Raw genomic sequence first — 18379 nt, 5'->3', positions numbered from 1 at the left:
CGGCTCAGGGAAGAGGGCGGCCCGTCCTGCCAGAGGCGAGGACGGGCCGCCGGCACGCGAGGCGCGATGCCCAAGAGTCAGCAGTCCCAGATGTGGGACCGCAGGTAGGTGCCCACACCCGACAGGTTGAGCTGACTCCCCTTGGAGGCGCAGAACCGCGCCACCGTCCACTCCGCGTCCACCGCGACCGCACCGGCCGCGGGCCCTCATCGGTTCGATCTCCAGGGCGCGGTCCCCGATCGTGAACTGCCCGCGCGTCTGCTGTTCGACGACACCCCGCAGCCCGGCCACGAACTGCTCAGAGCGGGACTGGCTGACGATTCCGAACTTCTCGGGGACGTCCCCGCGGCGGGGCAGGAGGACGAACCCTCTCGCGCCGCGGGGGCGGGAGACCGTCCGTTCCACCAGGCACAGCCCGTGGTCTTACGGTGCCGTGGGCTGCGGGATGAACCGGTCGGGGTGTGCGGCGCGCACGCAGCGGACGGCGGCGGCCGGAGAGAGGCCGAAGAGGCGGATGAGGCGGACGGGATCGGGAGTATGCGTGGCCTCGTCGAGAATGCGGTCGACCCTCAGGCCGGTGACCGTGAGGCCGATCCGGCCGATCGGCTTGTCGATGGCCCGGGGTGGATCTTCGGATGAGTGCCGTCGGCTCAGGTGCGCGCGGTGACGAGCAGGTGGGGGTTGGTGGAAGTGGGCCAGCGCAGGTGCCGATCGGCCAGCCACTGGTGATGAGCTGGTGAGTGAGTTCGCCGAGGTAGACGGTGTGATCGAGCTGCCCCAGTCGGCGGACGGCCAGGCGGCCGCGCGGGCGATCGAGGTCGGCGAGGAGGAGGCCCCGTTCGGCGCGGATGCTGAGGGCGTGCACGGCGGCGAGGGCGAGGCTGAGTCTGTCGCGGACGAACGGCAGGCGGTCGAGGCGCCGGCGAGCCGGTCATCGGGCAGTGGCTTGGGAAGTGTCGGTGTACACACGAACGACGTCGTACGCCGACAAACGGCCGTGCCATGGAAGTGTGACGCCTCGCGCGGGGGCGCGGAAGATGAGTTTCCCTCGTTTGAGGGCCCGGAACAGGGAGCGCACGCACGGCGACCGGGGTGCCGTGTCTGGTGTGGCCCTTCAACGGCTCGAGGACCTTGATGATGTGATCGCCGGGAAGCCGTCGATGTCGGCACGGTGCCAGGCAGCGAGGCACGCGGACGCCCTGCGGACGTAGCCGTGGACGGTTGATGCGTCTTGTTCAAGGTGGCCGGTCGTGCGGAGGTGGTTGATGACGTGGTGTGCGGAGCAGTCCGCGCGGCGGGCGAGGTGCCGGATGTCGGTTTCGAGGAGAGGTGCGTCGACGCCGAGGTGGGCGACGAGCACCTTCAGAGCGCGCAGGCTCGCGTAGTTGTCGGGGATGCTCCAGCCGCGGGCGCGGAGGTGGGCGGTGAATGCGCCGACGAGGTCCTGGGCGGCCGGGATGGGGTGGGCAGGAGCCGACCGAGGAAGCGAGTCCAGTCCCGGTCCATCGCGAACAGCACCTCCTGGCCCGGAAGTGCGATGTGCGCAGAGACGGGGGGAGCGGCGGCCCGGGAGCCACGGACCGCCCGGCGGCGTTTGGTCCGCAGGCGGCGGCGCCCGTAGACGTGCACCTTGGTCGGAGCACATGATCAGACGAAGGCCGCCCCCACGTCCGGCGAACCCCCAGGTGAGCGACTCAGTTCGACGGACGATTCGAGCGCGGCAACATGATCTGCAGGACGTCTATGCTTCGGACTCTGGCTCGGTCCGCAGGTACCGGCCCCAGATCTGGGCCCTGCGATAGGGGCCGTCCCCGCCGCTGTCGTACTGCGGCGTGTCGAATGTGACCCAGTACGTCAACTCGCCATCGAGGGCCTGGGCATTTTGGATGGGTTCGGGTGCACCCATGGCATCGATCGTTCCAGCAAACTCGACCTGCCAAGGACCCTCCCAGTCCAGGGCACGAACGACCGTGACCCGGCTACCCGGTGCCAGTGCACCCGTCGGCCATATCTGGCTCAAGGGACGACCGAGGATGTGCTCTATCGCCCGACGGTCATCTACGTCCATAGCGACAGGGCCGGAGCTGTCTTTCATACCGCCCACTCTGCCCGCACCACCTCAGGAGCGCCAGAAGATAAAGAACAAGCTCAGACCGTGCTGAGCGATGGCGGGATGCGGCTGACCGATACGTCGTCTCGGCGCCGCAAAGCACAGCAGATGCTGGCCGACTCGGACGTCACGGACTTATCGGCTCCCGCATCGCCGCACAGTTGCGGGACCTCGGCGCCCGCCCGGTGGTTCTGTGCACCATGAACGCGTACCCCGAGCACGTGTACGGCGATCTGTTCGGCGTTCGGGGCGGGGACTCGGACGTGGTCCTGGGGGACGTACGGGACACCGTGCTGGTGCGGAAGCTGGTCGCGGACTCGGACTACGTGATCCAAGCCGCCGCCCTGGCAGATGTCGCCGCCTGCACCCGTGACCGCTGGCCGCCATCGATACCAACGTGGCCGGCACTCAGAACGTCCTGGACGCCGTCGCCGCGACGGACCGCATGCGCCGGATGGTGTTCGTCTCCTCCGCCAGCGTCTACGGTGACGGCAACCCCGAGGAGACCGACAGCCTTGAGATCCTGACCATGCGCCAGCTCCTGGAGTCCATCCACGGGCGCATCCCGCCCCAGTTCCACGAGTTCACCCGCAAGCGCCGCGAGTCCGTGTACGGCAACACGAAGGCGTAGGGCGAGGAACAGACCGCACTCGTCCTCGGCCAGGTCGGGATGTCGTATGCGATCGTCCGGTACTTCTCCGTCTACGGCGAACCGCAGACCATCAAGCCGGATTCTCACTCCTGGGTCGTGGCCTGGTTCGCCGCGCGGGCTCACCTCGGTCTACCGCTCCACCTGAACGGCGGCGGCCGGCAGGTGTGGGACCTGGTCCACGTGGACGACATCGCCGAGGGCACGTCGCGGGCGCTGAGCCTGGAGTGTCGGCGTCGGGTGTTGTAGCGGTGCAGCCAGCGGAAGGCGTCGAGCCGGGCCTCGCGCTCGCTCGGCCAGCCCTTTCGGCCTTTGAGGCTCTCTCTTTTGAAGCTGGCGTTGAACGATTCGGCGGCGGCGTTGTCCGTGCTGCTGCCGACCGCGCTCATGCTCTGCTTGACGCCAGCCCTGCGGCAGGCGTCGGCGAACGCCCGGCTCGTGTATTGGGCGCCGTGGTCGGTGTGCATGATTGCTCCGGCGAGGCTGCCGCGGGTCCGCTGGGCCGCCGCGAGGGCGTCGGTGACGAGCTCGGTTCGCATGTGGTCGGCGATCGCCCAGCCGGCCAGGCGGCGTGAGCACAGGTCGATCACGGTCGCGAGATAGCAGAACTTCCCGCCGCCGACGGGCAGGTAGGTGATGTCGCCGACGTACTTCGTGTTCACCGCCGACGCGGTGAAGTCGCGGCGGATCAGGTCCGGCGATTTCGCAGCGTCCGGGTCCGGGACGGTGGTGCGGTGTCTGCGGCGCAGGCGGAGACCGGCCAGTCCGGTGGTCCGCATGATCCGGGCGGCGCGCTTGTGGTTGACCGCCAGGCCGTCGCCGTCGCGGAGCTCGGCGGTGATTCTGGGGACGCCGTAGGTCCCGCCGGAGTCCTCGTGGACCTTGCGTATCCGGGCCGCGAGCCGTTCGTCAGCAGCCTGGCGAGCCGCGCGGGCCGGGGCGGTGCGGCGCCAGTGGTAGAAGCTCGAACGGGCGATGCCCAGGATGACGCAGAGCCGCTTCACGCCGAACCGGCGCTGGTGATCGTCAACGAACTGGAAGCGGTTCACCAGTGCGTCTCTCCCGCGAAATACCGGGTCGCCTTGCGGAGGATGTCGCGTTCCTCCTCCAGCTCGCGGATCCGGCGCCGAGCCGCGGCCAGCTCCGCCTCGACCGCGTTCCCGCCCGCCGCCGGCAGCGTCGAAGGGGAGCCGGAACGGCGCTCGTCAGTAGCCCGGATCCAGTTCCGCAGTGTCTCGGTGTTCACCCCGAGATCCTCAGCGACGGACTTGATCGTCGCTTCCGGCCTCGACCGGTACAGCGCGACCGCGTCCGCCTTGAACTCGGCCGGGTAGTGCTTCATTCCCACGGGGACTCCGTTCTCCTGGACCATCAAGATCCAAGTGTCTCCGGTGTCCAGGATCCGGGGTCAGGGCCCGTCGAGGGCTGTGCGGTCGCTCAGGCGGTTTGTTCCCGGGTGGCGGTGTGGTGGATGCCGGTGAGGGTGTGGTCGAGGAGGGGGCGCCAGTCGAGGCCGGGGACGGCGGCGACGCCGGCGAGGGCGGTCATGAGGGTGATGACGTCCCCGGTGGTGTAGGTGGGCGGGAGGGCGCGGGCCTGGATGCCGGTGGTGATGACCTCGTCGAGGAGTGTGAGCAGTCCGCCGGGGCCTTGGTTGTCGGTGAGGAGTTCGAGGACGGTGGCGCAGCCGATGTCCAGTAGGAGGCGGTCGGCGACGCAGGACTCGGCGTAGGAGCGGACGAGGCGGGCGAAGGTGTCCCAGGGGTCGAGGTCGGCGTGGGTGAGTTCGGCGCGGGCCGCGATTGCCCAGCCGGTGAGGCGGTCGGTGACCAGGGCGGCGATCAGGCCGTCGCGGGAGCCGAAGCGGCGGTAGACGGTGCCGACGCCGACCCCGGCGGCCCGGGCCACGTCCTCGATCTGCGCGGTGGGGCCGAGGGTGGTGAAGACCTGCCCGGCGGCGGCCATGACGCGTTCGTGGTTGCGGCGGGCGTCTTTGCGGACCGGGGTGGTCGAAGGCGAGGGTGGCGGGTTCGTGGGCATGTCTCCACCCTACCGAAAGCGGAATCGCATTCCGTTTCTGTTTGACGGGGTGGCCCGTCACGGCTACCGTCATCTAGCGGAACCGGAATCCGATTCCGCATCGGTCTCGGCCTAAACCGGCCCACCTGACGAACGGACCCCCATGCGCGCCATGCTCATCGACCCCGCCATGAAGGGCGCCGCCAAGTTCTACCTCGGCCGTGTCCCCGACCCGGTCCCGACCGCGGGAAAGGTCCTCGTCGAGATCAAGGCCGTGCCGCTGAGCGCCTGGGAACGTGCCTTCGTTACCCTCGACGATCCGGCCGCGCTCGCGAAGAAGACCCGCAAGAAGAAGGTCAACCTCGGCCTGGAGTTCTCCGGCGTGATCGCCTCGGACGGCATCCGGTTCCGCAAGGGCCAGAGGGTGATCGGCAGCACCCACTTCATCAAGGACGAGAACTGCCTGTCCGAGTACGTGGCCGCCGACGAGGCCCACCTTGCCCCCATCCCCGACGACCTCGACTTCGTCCAGGCCGCCGCCCTGCCCATCGGCGTCCAGACCGCCCTGACCGCCATGGACAAGGCCGGCCTCAAGGCCGGCGCCCGCGTCCTGGTCGTCGGCGCCACCGGCGGCGTTGGTGTCTACAGCGTCCAGATCGCCGCGGCCGCAGGTGCGGAGGTCACCGGCCTCGGCGGACGCAACCACCATGCCCGGCTCCGCGAGCTGGGTGCCGCCCACACCCACTACTACGGCGATATTGCCGTCGCCGATCTCCCCGGCGCCTTCGACATCGTCTTCGACCTGTCGGGCACCCTGCACTTCACCGGGATCCGCCGCAAGCTCACCCCGCGCGGCAGCTTCGTCACCTCCAACCCGCACAAGGACGTCCCCGGCCTGGCCATCGCCCACTTCACCCGCCAGACCGCCCCCTTCCTCTTCGTCCCCCACACCACCACCGACAAGCTCACCCGCATCCTCGACATGCTCCGAGACGGCCGCATCCGCCCCGTCGTCAACGCGGTCTTCGATATCGCGGACCACCACGCCGCCTTCGCCAGCCTCACCACCCGCGAACAGTACGGACGCACCGTCATCCGTCTCTGAACCCGACGCCCTGACTCCACCCAGCCGCCGGTAACACCCTGAGATTCCGGCCGAAGGAACCTCAGGCTCAGAAAGGTTGAACCGACGCGGGGTCTGTCAACGGAACGGTTCTGTCCGAGATGGGGCGGTAGCGGAGTGGGGTGTTATCCCAGCAGAACGCGGTGGCAGAGGTGCAGCAAGCCGTCGGTGTCCAGAGCGGGGAACCCCGTGGAGGTAGATCGCGGCTGCGCCCTGGTGACCGCCTGCGCGCCGGGGGCTGGGGCATCGTGGGCAGCCCTGGTATGCCAAGGTCCGCGCCGAAGGGAACGGGTCGGTGCGCACCGAGACGTTCGACGCGATGGCGGCTGGCGAGTGGTGGCTCACCGGTGGACCCTCCCGGGCGTTCCGGCCGTCGTGCGGCAGGGGGCTCTGTCGGTGCTGCACTGGCGCCTCCTGGTCTGTCATTGCCGTGGTGGAGAACGTGCAACCCCTGAACGGTCCCGCGACTTTGCCAAGCCTTTACCCAGGCCGCGCCGGGACGGACCGGGCAGCGCCCTGGCCAGGCTCCGGTTTCCGGGAACGGCCGCGATCTGCCGTTCGCCCCCACGGTGCAGGGCGCCCTCCACCATGCCCGGGACCGGATCGGTGCAGGGGTTCCTCCCAGCGGTCTGCCCGTGCCCGCTGGTTCCGGTTCCCATGGCGTGCCGCTGATGGTCCGTTTGCTCACGGCCCCCAACAGCGTGCACACTTGCGCGAATTCCGGCGAGGCGCAGCGTCGCACCCCCCACTCCAGCCATGTCCGGTACCCATCGTGCCGGTCACCAGAAGAGCCATCGGGAGCAAGGGTTGAGTACATCGGGAACTGCCCGTCAGCAGGACCTCCACAGCCTCAGCGACGCACAGTTGTGCGCCCTGTTGCGCGGGCGCGGCTCGGCGTCCGATGCTGAGGTCAGTGCCGTGATGGGCGAAGTGTTCGCCCGACATCATTCCGCCGTGCTCGCCTACGCCCGCACATGCTGCCGGGACCTGCCCACTGCCCATGACCTCGCGGCCGAGGCCTTCGCCCGCACCTACCGGGCGGTCGCGTGGGGGACGGGGCCCGAACACGCCTGGCGGCCCTACCTGCTGACCTGCGTGCGCCGCGTAGCGGCCGACTGGATGCGCCGCAGCGCCCGGACGCACCTATCGGACGACTTCGACCAATGGGCCGCAGACCTTGCCGACGGCCAGAACGTCGAGGAGGCAGTCCTTGCGGCCGAGGAGGGATCGCTGGTCTTGCGAGCGTACCGGTCCCTGCCGGAGCGCTGGCAGGCCGTACTGTGGCACACGGTCGTCGAACACGAGCCCGCAGCCGAAACCGCCCGCCGGCTCGGGATATCGGCAGGAGGCGTCGGCTCACTGGCCGCCCGCGCCCGGGAAGGCCTGCGCGAGGCGTACCTGCGCGCCCACCTGGACCAGGCTGTGGGCGAGGAGTGCCGGTACTACGGGGGCCTGCTCGCCGCCTCGCTCCGCCGGCCGGGCAAGCGCGTCACCCGGGATCTGGGCTGGCATCTTCGGGCGTGCGCCGACTGCACCCGGGCCGAGCACGATTTGCGGAACGTCAACCGCCGCCTGGGCGCGATGCTGGCGGCAGGAATTCTGCTGTGGACCCCCGCCTCGTTCCTGTCGTCCTTCGGCGGACAGAGCGCTCTGGCAGCGGGCAAGCTGGGCGGGGTCAAGATGGCCGCGGCGCAGTTCGGTGCCGTGAAGTGGTCCCTGACGGCGGTGGTCGTTGCGGGTGCGACGATGACCGCGTTCGTCCTCCTGCCGACCGACAGCCGGTCCGAGCAGGCCGTACCCGCCCCGGCAGCTGCGAGCCCCGGCCCGTCCCCCGCCGCGGAGCCGGACTCGGACCCGGCAGCCTCGGCGTCACCGCTCGAATCCGCCACCCCGGAGGTGTCTGCTCCCGCTACCGCCACGCCGGCCGCCATCGCCCTCGCGTCCGCCTCGGCCTCGTCCCCGATCGGAACCACGGGCCTTCCCCTGGTCAACACCGCCTCGGGGCTGTGCGTCGGCCTGACCAGCAACGGGTCCGACGGACCGCTCCAGCTCCAGAAGTGCACCGGAAGCCCTTCCCAGGGCTGGCAGCGCCTGCCGGCCGGCCAGGACACCTACCAGCTCCGGCACACGGGCACCGGCACCTGCCTCGACGGAACCACCGCCGGCGGGACCTACGTCACCGTCACCCTTCGCACCTGCCAGGCCGGCGCGGACCGTGACGCGCAGCTCTGGAGATTCGAGCCCGACGCCCAAACCGGCGCGTTCCGGCTCTGGTTCGTACCGCAGGTTCCGAAGAGCGACTACGCTGCCCATCTGCTGGGCCCCGAGGACTGGTCGAAGCCAGGCCCCCCTCGCCAGGGCCAGCGCATGGTGCACCTGCCCAACTACTACAGCTCCGCCAACTTCCTCTTCACCCTGGGATGAACGCCGCCGTATAAGACCGCTCAGCCGAGGACGCGGGAGAAGCAACCCCCGGGCGGAAAGGGCCCGGCAAACGTGGCCTTGCCGTTGCGGGGGAGGTCCTCCATCGTCACCGCTCGCGCCGAACCGACCTGGGCGGCGACCGCGGAGAGCCTCTGGCACTCCAGCGTGTGGCCGCGGGGACCTGCGTGCCCGGTCTGGGGAGACTGCTGATCATGCCCGGTAGAACCGGAAGCGCGCGCCGTGAGGCGCTGTGGAGCCTGGGCGTGATGCGCTGTGGACCCTGGGCGTGATGCGCTGTGGGCCTGTTCCGCCCTGCAGGGGGGCCGCACCTTCACGGGCTGCGCGCTTCCGAGTTCGGGGAGGCCGTTACGCAGATGGGGGACCGGTGGGCTCCCGCCGGCCGCTGGCCATGGCCGCCTGCGTCAGGCCATACGCCTCCACAACCCGCCTGCGTGGGAGCGCAGTCCATGCCGCGGCTTGTGCTTTCGGTGCTGTTCATCGTCCGGCTGGTCCCTTGAGTCCCTATTCGGCGGTGGCCGCGGTGCGGCACGTGGTGCGTTGCGGTCTCGGGGTGGCAGCGTGGTGGGCGATGCGCGCGGCCAGCAATGGCGGGGTCTGGAACGGCTGGCCGACGCGGTCGGCCCTTGCACCGAGGACTCCGATGGTCGCCAAGGTGGGCGGCCCGTTCAGGGGTAGGCCGGGCCTCCGCAGGGCGCGGACGGCGTCGTCGAGGGCGTGGTGTAGCGCGGCTGCCTCGTCGGACGGCGGGTCGGATCTCGCACTTGGGGTGTCCTCGGCGGCTTGGGGAGAGGGGACGGGCTGGCCGCTGGAGGTGGATGGAGCCGGAGCGGCGCGGCTGCGGTGGCGATGGTGGGGCTGGTCGGAGACGAGCAGGCGCTTGCGCGCTCCACTCCGCCGGGATTGCTGCCGACTCCGCAACCGCGGCGAGAGTACGGCCGGGCGGAGCTCAGCGCGACCAGCAGGCGCAGGAGCTGCCGGGCCGCGTCGGGCCGCTCGCCGGCGTACTCCTCCAGCTGGTCCACGAAGAGGACGTGGCCACCCGTTCCGCCGTGCGTGAGCAGCCGGTCCCGTAACGCTCCGGCCGCCTCCTGCGTCAGCAGTCCGGCGAGTTCGGCGGCCGCCCGCAGCCGGCCGACCTCTCCGAGACCGGGTTCCAGTACGGGGACCACGGCGCGGGCGAGGGCGGCCGCCGGGTCGGCCCCGGGAACGGCCCGGAGTTCGGACACGCTGAACCCCTCGCGCTGGAGGCGGGGTAGCAGCCCGGCCCGGACCAGCGAGGACTTGCCGGAGCCGGACGGGCCCACCACAAGCGTCAGCGGGTGCCGGGCGACCGCGCCCCGCAGGCGTTCGATCTCCTCCGCACGCCCGTGGAACAGCTCGGCGTCGTTCTCGGTGAACGGGGCCAGACCGCGGAACGGGCAGCGCGGCCGCAGCACGCCCTCGTCGACGAGCTGGGCCGAGGGGATCAGGTAGGCCGTGGTGGCGCCTGCGCCGCTCCGGGCCGCCACGGTCATCCCGACGACGCCGTCCTGCCGCGCGTCCCAGACCGAGGCACGGCAGGTGCAGGAGGCTGTTTCAGGCGGTTTCAGTTCGGTGCGTGCCAGGGCTACCCCGGGGCAGTGGTGGAGCTGGGGACGAAGTCCAGGTACCCCTTGTCGTGGTGCTGCGGCAGGAAGCGGGTGAGCGGCCGAGGCAGAGCACCTGAAGGCGTGCGCGTCTGCGTCGGCGGTCGCCGAGCGGTCCGTTCACCACACGACCGCCCGCGTTGTTCACAGCCTCCGCGGACCTGTCGATGTCTGAGGAGTAGAGCAGCACCAGCGGACCTCCGGCGGCCGCACCCCGGGAACGGTCAGCCGCTCCACGCTTACGCTCCCCTCCACCCGCTCGGCTGGGCTTGTCCGGAATTCGGGCGCCTGCTGCCTGTATGTGCCGATGAAGCACCCGCTCCGGTACCAGCTTGTGACCTGAATTGGTCGGCCGAATCTTTACCCACCCTTAGCCTGGCCATGTTCAAAAACGATGGTCACGTGGTGAGGTCGGGCTGCTGGTCCGGACCGTTCGGAGGGAACAGCAAGTTGAAGCTCAAGCGCATGGCCGTCGTGGTCGCCGCCGCAGTGGCCGGTCCTACGGTCCTCATGGCCACGCCCGCGATGGCCGAGGAGAAGCCGGCCGTGATCGTCCCGGACGCCGCACCGAAGGACGACACCGCGCCCGCCGAGACCCCGACCGAGCAGACCCCGGCTCCGGCCGACGCCGCCGTGACGCCGCCCGTCGCCGAGACCCCGGCCACCGCCCCGGCCGTTCCGCCGGCCGCGAAGTCGGCCACGCCGCCGGTGCCCTCCCCGGCCCTGGACAACCATGAGCATGAGGATGCGGACGAAGGGTATGTGGTCGCCGAGGGCCCGGAGGTCTCGGTCTCCGGCCTGCCCAAGGCCGGCTTCAAGGCGGGCGGCGACTGGCAGAACATCAAGTTCAAGGTCGACAACTCCGGCCGCGCCGCGGTGCAGGACTACGGCTTCGGCCTGTTCGTTGCTGACGAGTTCGGCAAGCTGAAGGAGAAGCACCTTCAGCTGGAGGTCCTCGACGGCGACCAGTGGGTGCCCGCCAGCACCTTCCCGGACGCGATGGGCGGGGGCGAACACGCCGGATTCGGCTTCGCGGGACGCCTCTTCCAGGTCGAGTCGGTCGACGCCAACGAGACCTTCACCATGGACCTGCGCCTGCGGTTCGCGAAGGGTGCGCCGGTCGGCGCCATCCAGATCATCGTGGCCGGCGGCAGCATGGACGAGGACGCGAGCGTCGAGTCCGAGCCGTCGTTCTACAAGTCGAAGATCACCAAGGCTTCCACCAGCGGCAACAACGGCGACGGCGCCAGCGCAGGCAACGGGAACAACAACCCGAACCCGAACGGTGGCGCCAAGCCGATCAACGACATGACCGGCAACAACGCCGGCAACGGTGGCGGCAACGGCACGAACGCCGGCGGCGAGCTCGCCGAGACCGGCACCGACGCGGCCACCAGCTGGGCCCTCGGAGGCGCCGGAGTAGCCCTCGCCATGGGTGCGGCCCTGGTCGCGGGCACCGGCAAGCGCCGCCGCCCCACCGCGTAACCAGCACCAGCCGCCCCGGCGGAGACGAATGGCAAGGCGGGCAAGCACCAGATCTGGAACCTGACGGTGGCGGGGCAGAAGGCTCTGGCCGGACGGCAACGAGCTGCCGCCGCGCCCGCAGGCTGGCACCGGCGCGAAGGCCGTCCGAGCAGGGTTCGGCCCGCACTGCATCGCGGTGACCGACACGATCCTCGCCTACACCGACACGGTCCTCCCTGGTGAACAGCGCCATCAAAGACACCGGCCTGAGCTTCAACACCGACGCCGTCCTCGCCGTGCCGACCAGGACCAGCGAGATGCGCCTCTTCGAGCTCGACAACGGCAGCAGGTCCCAGGCCCGCCTCGCACGTGAGGTCTGGGACCACGAACGCTACGCCGGACACCGCGTCTGGGAGGGAGCCCGCGGCACCATCGGCGGCACGTACCCGATACGTCGGGGAGGACGCAGCCGCCCGGGACGATGGTGTCGATCAGGAGCGCGTTGTTGCCGTCGCCGCCCGCGGGCCGCCGCCGGCGCCTTGGTATGCAGCAACACCACGGAAGCGGTCCGGGTGAATGCCCCCCACGCGGCGCGTGGAGACGAGGCGTCGGAGGCTGGCATCCGCAGCCAGCCAAATGACGGAGGCGCGCCGCAGGACGGCCCAATGGCCGCAGCTTCGACCGAGTCGCTCCTACGATCGGGCCAGGTCATGCATATTGCTGCCGGTTTGGCGCCAGCGGTCCCGGGCGCTGCGGGGACACGCGAAGACGGGACGGGGCGCACCATGGACGTTGACGGACTCGACCGGTGGGGCGTGCGCGTCGCGGAGTGGGCGGCCCCGGACGAGACCGTGCTCGCTGCCCAGGTCACCCGGGCCTATGCGGCTGGGGGAAGGGAGCGCCGCGACTTGTTCCGTTTGGCGGGACACGCGCCAGGCGGGATGGGCGGGGGTATCGCGACAGTACTGCCCGAGGTGCTGGACGCTCTGGCGTATGCGGCAGACGCGTTGAAGGCGGCATTGGGCAGCCAGCACTTCGGGAACGCGATCTCCGCGACGGCAATGCTCCTCAGTTTGCGGAAGCAAGGCTCGGGGGCGATCCAGCAGGCTTCGTCGCCGACAGGGCGTAGGGGAGTCGGAGGTGGTGGTCAACCACAGTGCCCCGAAGTCACCGCGGGCAGTCCCCAGCAGGCGGAGGACGCACGTGCGGAGGTCCCCGCACGGCCTACCGCGGAGGCCGTGCGGGCAGCGCTGCGCATGCGCGACCGGCTGCGTGCCCGGGGAGTCGAATCCGCGACAGCTGATGAACTCGCCGCCGAACTCACCGCCCGGCTCGCCGCCGCCGAGGACCCTCAGGACGCGGCCGAATTTCTCGACGCCTTGGTCGCGGCCGAGCCCCCGTCTGCCGAGCGCCGCTCCCGCTTCGCTGCGCTGCGCAGGCTGCCCCGCTTACTGCGCCGTCGCATGGGTGGAGGGGCGCCCGCCACCGCGCCGGACGAGAAGGGCACTTCATGAGTCCGGCGGACGTCCCGGTTGCTCCTTCGGGACGGACACCATCGGGTAGCCGTTTGTGGGGGCCGCCACCGTGGCTGTGGCTGACGCTGGTGCTGCTGGCAATGCAGATCCCCGCGTTCGTCAGTCGGCTGAGATGGACGGGATCCGCCATCGCAGAATGGAACACGGTCGGCGGCAGCGGCCGGCTGGTCGTTACAGCTTTGACCTTGACACAGACCCTGCCCTTGGTGTTTCTGCTGGCCGGGGCGCTCGCGCTGCTCTGGCCGAGCCAGCGTAGGCGGGCTGTCGAACGACGGTACGGGCTGAGGCAGCCTGACAGTCACCTGGAGGCTCCTGCCACGAGCGGGATCCATGAGCAGATGCGGTGCTTTCTGGCCGAGCATGCGCCCGGCACTGAGCTACGGGTCAGTAACCAGCAGCGCCTAACGGCCCGCGTCTACCCCGGCGGCTGGCGCACCACTCGGGTTGGCGTGTTCAGTCCGTTGATCGTGATGTGGGACAAGGACCCGGAAGCGGGCAAAGCCGTCTTGCTGCACGAGGTGGGCCACTTCCGGTACGGAGAACAGCATGTCGCGGGGCTCGGTAGCCCGTTCGTTGGTCTTGTCCGCGCCTGGCCGTATGTCTTTGGGCTGTTCGGTGTACTGCCGGTTGCGCTGCTGTTCGCCACCGGCAACGCGACGGCCCCGTTGATGCTTGGTCAGATCGTCTTGGTCGTCCTAGCCGTGCCGAAGATCCTGCTCATCGTGGTCGGTGCGCTGTGGTCTGCGGAGCTGGCCGCGGACCGGTACGCGGGACAGGCAGCCGGGCAACCGGCGCTGCTGCGGGGGCTGGGTGCGTTGGAAAGACACGAGCCTGGCGGCTTGGCTCGCTTGTACCATCCGCCCATCCGGATGCGACGCTGGTTCGCCGCCCGCGCCGACCACCGACCGGCTCAGTTCCTGCTGGTGCTGCTGTGGCCGGCCGCGTTGCTCGCCGAGGCCGTGCTGGACCTGCTCGGCGGCGCAGTGGCCTATCGCCTGCTCGGCGGAGAGTGGGACACCTGGGGAACCGCCACACGCACTGCTGTGTCACTGGCCCACGAGCAGCTCACCGGGCCGCTGTGGTGGTCGATGCTGGCGGCCCTTGCCCTGTGGCCTCTCATCGCCTCTGGGTGGCCCAGACTGTGGGGCTGGACTGGCCCGGCGGTGGGCTCGTTCTCCCCGTCCGCGTACGCGATGTCCGCGCTGCTGCCCGTCACGGCCCTGCTCCTCGGACTGATCCCCCCACCTGCAGAGGCGACCGGGCCGCCCCAGTCGCGCCCCGCAGGCGGGCTGGCCGGGCCAGCGTCACCGCGGGCCGCCCGGTCCGGATCGGGAACGGTCGCTTTTGGCGGTCGGTGAAGAGGACGAGGTGCACGGCTTTGCCGGCCCTCCGGCGCGTCCGGCAAGTCCTGCTGATTCGGAGGGCGTCACGTGATCCCCCTTTCACTTGAAGCCGTCGCGGCCGCCGTCGGCGGCCGTCTGAGCGACGTGCCGGATGCAGCCGTGCTGGTGACCGCGCCGACGGCCGTCGACTCGCGCGCGGTCGAGCCGGGTGGCCTCTTCGCCGGCTGGCCGGCGAGCACGTCGACGGGCACGCCTTCGCAGCCGATGCGGTGAAGGCCGGGGCGTGGCGGTCCTCGCCGCCCGCCCCGTCGGCGTTCCGGCCGTGGTCGTCGACGACCTGCTGGACGCGCTCGCCACATTGGCCCGCACGGTGCTCGCCGAAGTACCGGACGCGATGATGATCGGGCTGACCGGCTCGGCGGGCAAGACCAGCACGAAGGATCTGATCGCGCAGGCGCTCCCCGAGCTCGGGCCGACGATCGCCACGGTGAAGTCGTTCAACGGCGAGATCGGCATGCCGCTGGCCATCACCCACCTCGACCGGGACGTGAAGTTCATCGTGCTGGAGATGGGCGCCCGCGGCATCGGCCACATCTCCCACCTGACGCGCATCGCCCCGCCGACGGTGGGCCTGGTCCTCAACGTGGGAACCGCGCACATCGGCGAGTTCGGCGGACGGGAGCAGATCGCCCAGGCCAAGGGCGAACTCGTCGAAGCCCTCCCCGCCGAGGGGCTGGTCATCCTCAACGCCGACGATCCGCTCATGGCCGCCATGGCCCCCTGCGCCCGCGCCCAGGTCCTGTCGTTCGGCACCACGCGGGACGCCGGCGTACCGGCGGCCAACGTGACGCTCGACTCGGCGGCGGGCCGAGCCGAGGCGATCTACCAGGCAGGTTGATCACCATTCGATATGTGTATACCTAGGCTTGCAGAGCGGCGAGGAGCCTGGTTCGCAGGAGCTGCGCGGCTGGGGAGTGCTGACCTCGGCGGGTGATGAGTCCGAGCCGGGCGTGCGTGGCGGCGTCGGTGAGCGGGACAGTTTGGAGACCGGTGCCTTGTGTGGAGGACGCGCTGAGCACAGCGACGCCCGCGCCGCGCTCGGTGAGGCGGAGTAGGGCGAGTGGAGAACTGGCGTCGATGTCCACGCGTGGGCCGAGACCGATCCTGCGGCAGGAGTCTTCGTAGGCGGCGCGGATGCCGGTGCCGGGGGAGAGGCAGAGAATCTTCTCGCCCCGTAGGTCGCCGAGGCGCAGGTCCGGCCGGTCAAGGGGGTGCCCGGCAGGGACGGCTGCGGTAATCGGCTCGTCAAAGACGGTGCTCGCCTCCAGACCTGGGGCGACGCTGCCCGCGTAGCCGATCAAGGCGAGGTCGAGAGAGCCTGCAAGAACCTGGGTCTGAAGGTCGTCGGAGTAGCCCTCGTGAAGGCTGACCTCGATGCCGGGGTGAGTGCGGCCGAGGTCGGCGATGGTGTCGAGGAAGGCCGGGATCGAGCAGCCCATGATCATGCCGAGACGGACCCGGCCGCGGACGGCATCGGCGAACTCGGCGGCGGTGTGCTTGATCGCTTCAAGAGCGGCAAGGGCGTTCCTCGCAAGGGGGAGAACGGCTTTACCGGCCGGGGTGAGGCGGATTTGACGGCCGGAGCGGTCGAGCAGTTGTTGGCCCAGTTCCGACTCCAGCTTGGCGACTTGGGTGCTGATGCCGGACTGGCTGACGTGCAGGCGATGGGCGGCAGCGGTGAAGGTGCCCTCGTCCATGATCGCGGCGAAGTAGCGCAGCTGGTGCATCTCCATATCCAGTGATGATAGGTGCTATCTGATCCATCTGTTGGACGGATGGATCAGATCGCTGGAGGATGGAGGCATGACGACGACGAGGACTGCGCGAGAGCTTGCCGAGACCTACTTCACCGCTTGGGAGGCGGGCGACTTCGATACCTTGCGTGGGCTGCTGGCCGAGAATGTCGACTTCGTCGGAGCGCTGGGAACGGCGTCGGGGGCAGAGGCGGCGCTCGCCGGGCTGAAGGGGCTCGGTCAGGTGTTGGAGGAGATCGACGTGAAGGTGCGGATAGCGGAAGGCGATGAAGTCATCACCTGGTTCGACCTGTACACGAGCGTTGCGCCACCTACCCCGACGGCAAACTGGATGCATGTGGACGACGGGAAGGTCACCCGAATCCGGGTGACCTTCGACCCCCGCGCACTGCTGGCGGGACTCGAGAGGCAGAACTGAGCGGGACAACCCGGGCACCATGTTGATCAAGACTCAATACGCGCCCTAGCTAGCCTCGCCGTTTCGGTTGGGGTGATGAGACATCGCTGATCGTCTGCTGCCAGGTGGGTGAGGCGGCTTTCGTTGCTTGGGCATGGCGGAGTCCCGGCGCGGGGGTCGGGTTCTCCAAGGTCTTTCGGGTCGTGGGCGGTCAGGGGTTTGCTGGTCAGCCGGCGGGCCGGGGCAGTGCGGCGAGGCGGTGGAAAGCCGTGGCCAGTTCGTGTCTCCAGGGCCAGGTCTGCGATATCCGCAAGCGCAGGCGCCGACCGCCCCGGGTGAGGCGGGCGGCGACGTGCAGCAGCCGGTAGCGGAGCTTCTTCGGCTCGGCTGCCGCCAGCTCCCCGTCCAGCAGCAGGACGCGCATCCAGGCCAGCAGGTCGATCGCTGCGAGGCTGAGTTCGAGCCAGGCTGCGTTGATCGCGAACTGGCGGGAGGGGAAGCGGCCGAATCCGGTGGTCTTGCCGCACCGGATGTGGTCTTCGACGGTGGCGTGCCCGCGGTGGCGGACCTCCAGGAACTGGGCGGAACCGCCACCAGAGTAGGGAGTGTCGGTGAGGAACACCTGGTGCCGCAGGCCCTCGTCCTGGTCGAACAGGGAGAGTTGGGCTCCGGGGTGCGGTCGCTCGCGGCGCACGATGATGCGGGTGCCGTCCGGATAGCCGGTCAGCTCGACCATCCCGGTCAGCTCGGCGACCTCGGCGCCGGCACGGAGCGTCCCGTCCTGGTCCAGAGCGGGATGCCAGAGGCGGTCGGGCATGGTTCGGATAGCGTGGCGGACCGGCTCGGTGACCGCGTATCCGACCGAGAAGAAGGTGCGGATTCCTCGTTTCCGCACGTCTCGGACGTGGGTGAGGAAGGCCTTCGCCGATCCGGCGCTGTCGGTGCGGACAAGGATGTCAGTGCCGTGCCGGTGGGCGTCGGGGATCTGCGCAAGAGCCTGGTCGAGCACCGCGATGTGATCGGCGGCGGTGTTGGCTCCGGCATTGCCGGGCCGCAGCCGTCCGGACAATCCCTCTCCGGTGTTGGCCAGGAAGCACAGCAGCGGGTGGAATCCGAAGCCACCCTTGTAGGTGGGTGCGGCCTGGTCTTTCTCGGAGTGGCAGGTGATCAGCGTGGCGTCGAGATCCAGGACCAGCCCGGGCAGTGCACGTCCACCGGCCCGGGCTGCGGGTATGCCCTCGCCACGCTCAGCGGCCTGCAGCCAGGCCACCTCCCGGGCCTGGGCGCGGGCCGAGCGCAGAGCGGTCAGTGTCCTCTCGTCGGTGTCGGCGAGCAGTCGCCAGGCCGTCGGTGTCGAGGCGACGGGGCCGAATACCTCGCCCTGGTCGCGCAGTACTGCCAGGTCCGCGATGGCCTCGCCGCCGTCGGCGAGCATCACCGCCAGGTCGGTGGCGACCCGGCCCGGATCATGCCCGGTCCCGCGCGGCCGAAGCGGCCTGAGCACGGTGGAGTACGCGGCGGTGAGCCCGGTGGCGTCAGCGAGATCCGCCAGCAACCGTGATCCGGCATGACCGACCACCCCCGAACCATCGGCGCTGACGTGGGCCTTGGGACGCAACCCGATAGCCTGCACGCAGAAAGTGCCCTCCGCTTGGACCGACAGAACCCCTCAGCAAGGTTCATCGTTCCAGGTCAGGAAGGCACTTTCGCGTTTCCGCCTCACCAGCTGCCGTTCCCAACCGAAACGGCGAGGCTAGGAGCAATACCAGTGACTTAAGGATCTTGGCTGGTAGGCTGTCTGTCCAGGAGGTGCCGAGATGCCACGCCCTGGGCAGGTCAAGCCGGAGACGGACGA

At 69.9% G+C, this 18379-nt stretch carries 13 protein-coding genes and 3 pseudogenes; 11 read left to right on the top strand and 5 right to left on the bottom strand.

The annotated features are described in order from the left end of the window. Window positions 1-141 precede the first annotated feature (141 nt). The 3 genes and pseudogenes from ACIQUT_RS39325 to ACIQUT_RS39315 form a co-directional block, all read left to right on the top strand. Window positions 142-639 carry a hypothetical protein gene (locus ACIQUT_RS39325; protein WP_403570435.1) on the top strand — a complete coding sequence of 166 codons (498 nt, stop codon included), beginning with the start codon at window positions 142-144 and terminating at the stop codon, window positions 637-639. Window positions 640-2271: 1632 nt separating this feature from the next. After that, window positions 2272-2637, top strand: coding sequence for a hypothetical protein (locus ACIQUT_RS39320; protein ID WP_403570433.1), 366 nt, complete (start codon window positions 2272-2274; stop codon window positions 2635-2637). Further along, window positions 2529-2921 (top strand): annotated as a pseudogene (locus ACIQUT_RS39315) (NAD-dependent epimerase/dehydratase family protein); the annotation flags it as partial. The gene ACIQUT_RS39320 and the pseudogene ACIQUT_RS39315, both read left to right, overlap by 109 nt. Here ACIQUT_RS39315 and ACIQUT_RS39310 read toward each other — a convergent pair. Beyond that, window positions 2882-4107 (bottom strand): IS3 family transposase gene (locus ACIQUT_RS39310; RefSeq protein WP_403570431.1). Its coding sequence is split into 2 segments (ribosomal slippage): window positions 2882-3825 and window positions 3825-4107, totalling 1227 coding nucleotides; the frame shifts between segments, so codons are not numbered across the junction. The pseudogene ACIQUT_RS39315 and the gene ACIQUT_RS39310 overlap by 40 nt on opposite strands. 89 nt (window positions 4108-4196) lie before the next feature. Next, a complete protein-coding gene (locus tag ACIQUT_RS39305; RefSeq protein ID WP_403570429.1) occupies window positions 4197-4799 on the bottom strand; it encodes a TetR/AcrR family transcriptional regulator in 603 nt (200 codons plus the stop codon). A 151-nt stretch (window positions 4800-4950) separates the two neighbouring features. Between ACIQUT_RS39305 and ACIQUT_RS39300 the strand changes: the two genes are divergently transcribed. After that, the gene (locus tag ACIQUT_RS39300) at window positions 4951-5883 is read left to right on the top strand and encodes a zinc-binding dehydrogenase (RefSeq protein WP_403570427.1); all 933 of its coding nucleotides are present in this window, start codon (window positions 4951-4953) and stop codon (window positions 5881-5883) included. Window positions 5884-6657: 774 nt separating this feature from the next. Then, window positions 6658-8325, top strand: a complete 1668-nt coding sequence (locus ACIQUT_RS39295; protein ID WP_403570425.1) for a sigma-70 family RNA polymerase sigma factor — start codon at window positions 6658-6660, stop codon at window positions 8323-8325. Between the two features lie 686 nt (window positions 8326-9011). Here ACIQUT_RS39295 and ACIQUT_RS39290 read toward each other — a convergent pair. Then, window positions 9012-9860, bottom strand: coding sequence for an ATP-binding protein (locus tag ACIQUT_RS39290; protein WP_403570423.1), 849 nt, complete (start codon window positions 9858-9860; stop codon window positions 9012-9014). 561 nt (window positions 9861-10421) lie between these two features. Here ACIQUT_RS39290 and ACIQUT_RS39285 point away from each other — a divergent pair. From ACIQUT_RS39285 to murF, 5 genes and pseudogenes are all read left to right on the top strand, one after another. Beyond that, window positions 10422-11456: a hypothetical protein gene (locus tag ACIQUT_RS39285; RefSeq protein WP_403570421.1), complete on the top strand. Its 1035-nt coding sequence runs from the start codon at window positions 10422-10424 to the stop codon at window positions 11454-11456. A gap of 296 nt (window positions 11457-11752) precedes the next feature. Continuing rightward, a pseudogene (locus ACIQUT_RS39280) lies at window positions 11753-11812 on the top strand (hypothetical protein); the annotation flags it as partial. Between the two features lie 861 nt (window positions 11813-12673). Next, window positions 12674-12949 (top strand): hypothetical protein, encoded by a 276-nt coding sequence (locus tag ACIQUT_RS39275; protein WP_403570452.1) that lies wholly within the window; start codon window positions 12674-12676, stop codon window positions 12947-12949. After that, the gene (locus tag ACIQUT_RS39270; RefSeq protein WP_403570419.1) at window positions 12946-14328 is read left to right on the top strand and encodes a hypothetical protein; all 1383 of its coding nucleotides are present in this window, start codon (window positions 12946-12948) and stop codon (window positions 14326-14328) included. Before ACIQUT_RS39275 ends, ACIQUT_RS39270 begins: the two co-directional genes overlap by 4 nt. A gap of 72 nt (window positions 14329-14400) precedes the next feature. Further along, window positions 14401-15166, top strand: a pseudogene (gene murF, locus ACIQUT_RS39265) (UDP-N-acetylmuramoyl-tripeptide--D-alanyl-D-alanine ligase); the annotation flags it as partial. A gap of 67 nt (window positions 15167-15233) precedes the next feature. Here the strand turns inward: murF and ACIQUT_RS39260 are convergent. Further along, window positions 15234-16106 carry a LysR family transcriptional regulator gene (locus tag ACIQUT_RS39260; protein WP_403570418.1) on the bottom strand — a complete coding sequence of 291 codons (873 nt, stop codon included), beginning with the start codon at window positions 16104-16106 and terminating at the stop codon, window positions 15234-15236. Window positions 16107-16176: 70 nt separating this feature from the next. On the opposite strand from ACIQUT_RS39260, the gene ACIQUT_RS39255 reads away from it, so the two are divergent. Further along, entirely contained in the window at window positions 16177-16545 is a 369-nt protein-coding gene (locus ACIQUT_RS39255; protein ID WP_403570417.1) for a nuclear transport factor 2 family protein, read from the top strand. 205 nt (window positions 16546-16750) lie between these two features. On the opposite strand, the gene ACIQUT_RS39250 is transcribed toward ACIQUT_RS39255, so the two are convergent. After that, window positions 16751-18187 (bottom strand): IS1380 family transposase, encoded by a 1437-nt coding sequence (locus tag ACIQUT_RS39250; protein WP_403570450.1) that lies wholly within the window; start codon window positions 18185-18187, stop codon window positions 16751-16753. Window positions 18188-18379: the final 192 nt, after the last annotated feature.

It is taken from the genome of Streptomyces sp. NPDC090445, from assembly GCF_044769385.1.
Lineage (GTDB): Bacteria > Actinomycetota > Actinomycetes > Streptomycetales > Streptomycetaceae > Streptomyces.
The sequence above is the reverse complement of the archived record's forward strand: the minus strand, read 5'-3'. Positions and strand labels throughout refer to the sequence as shown.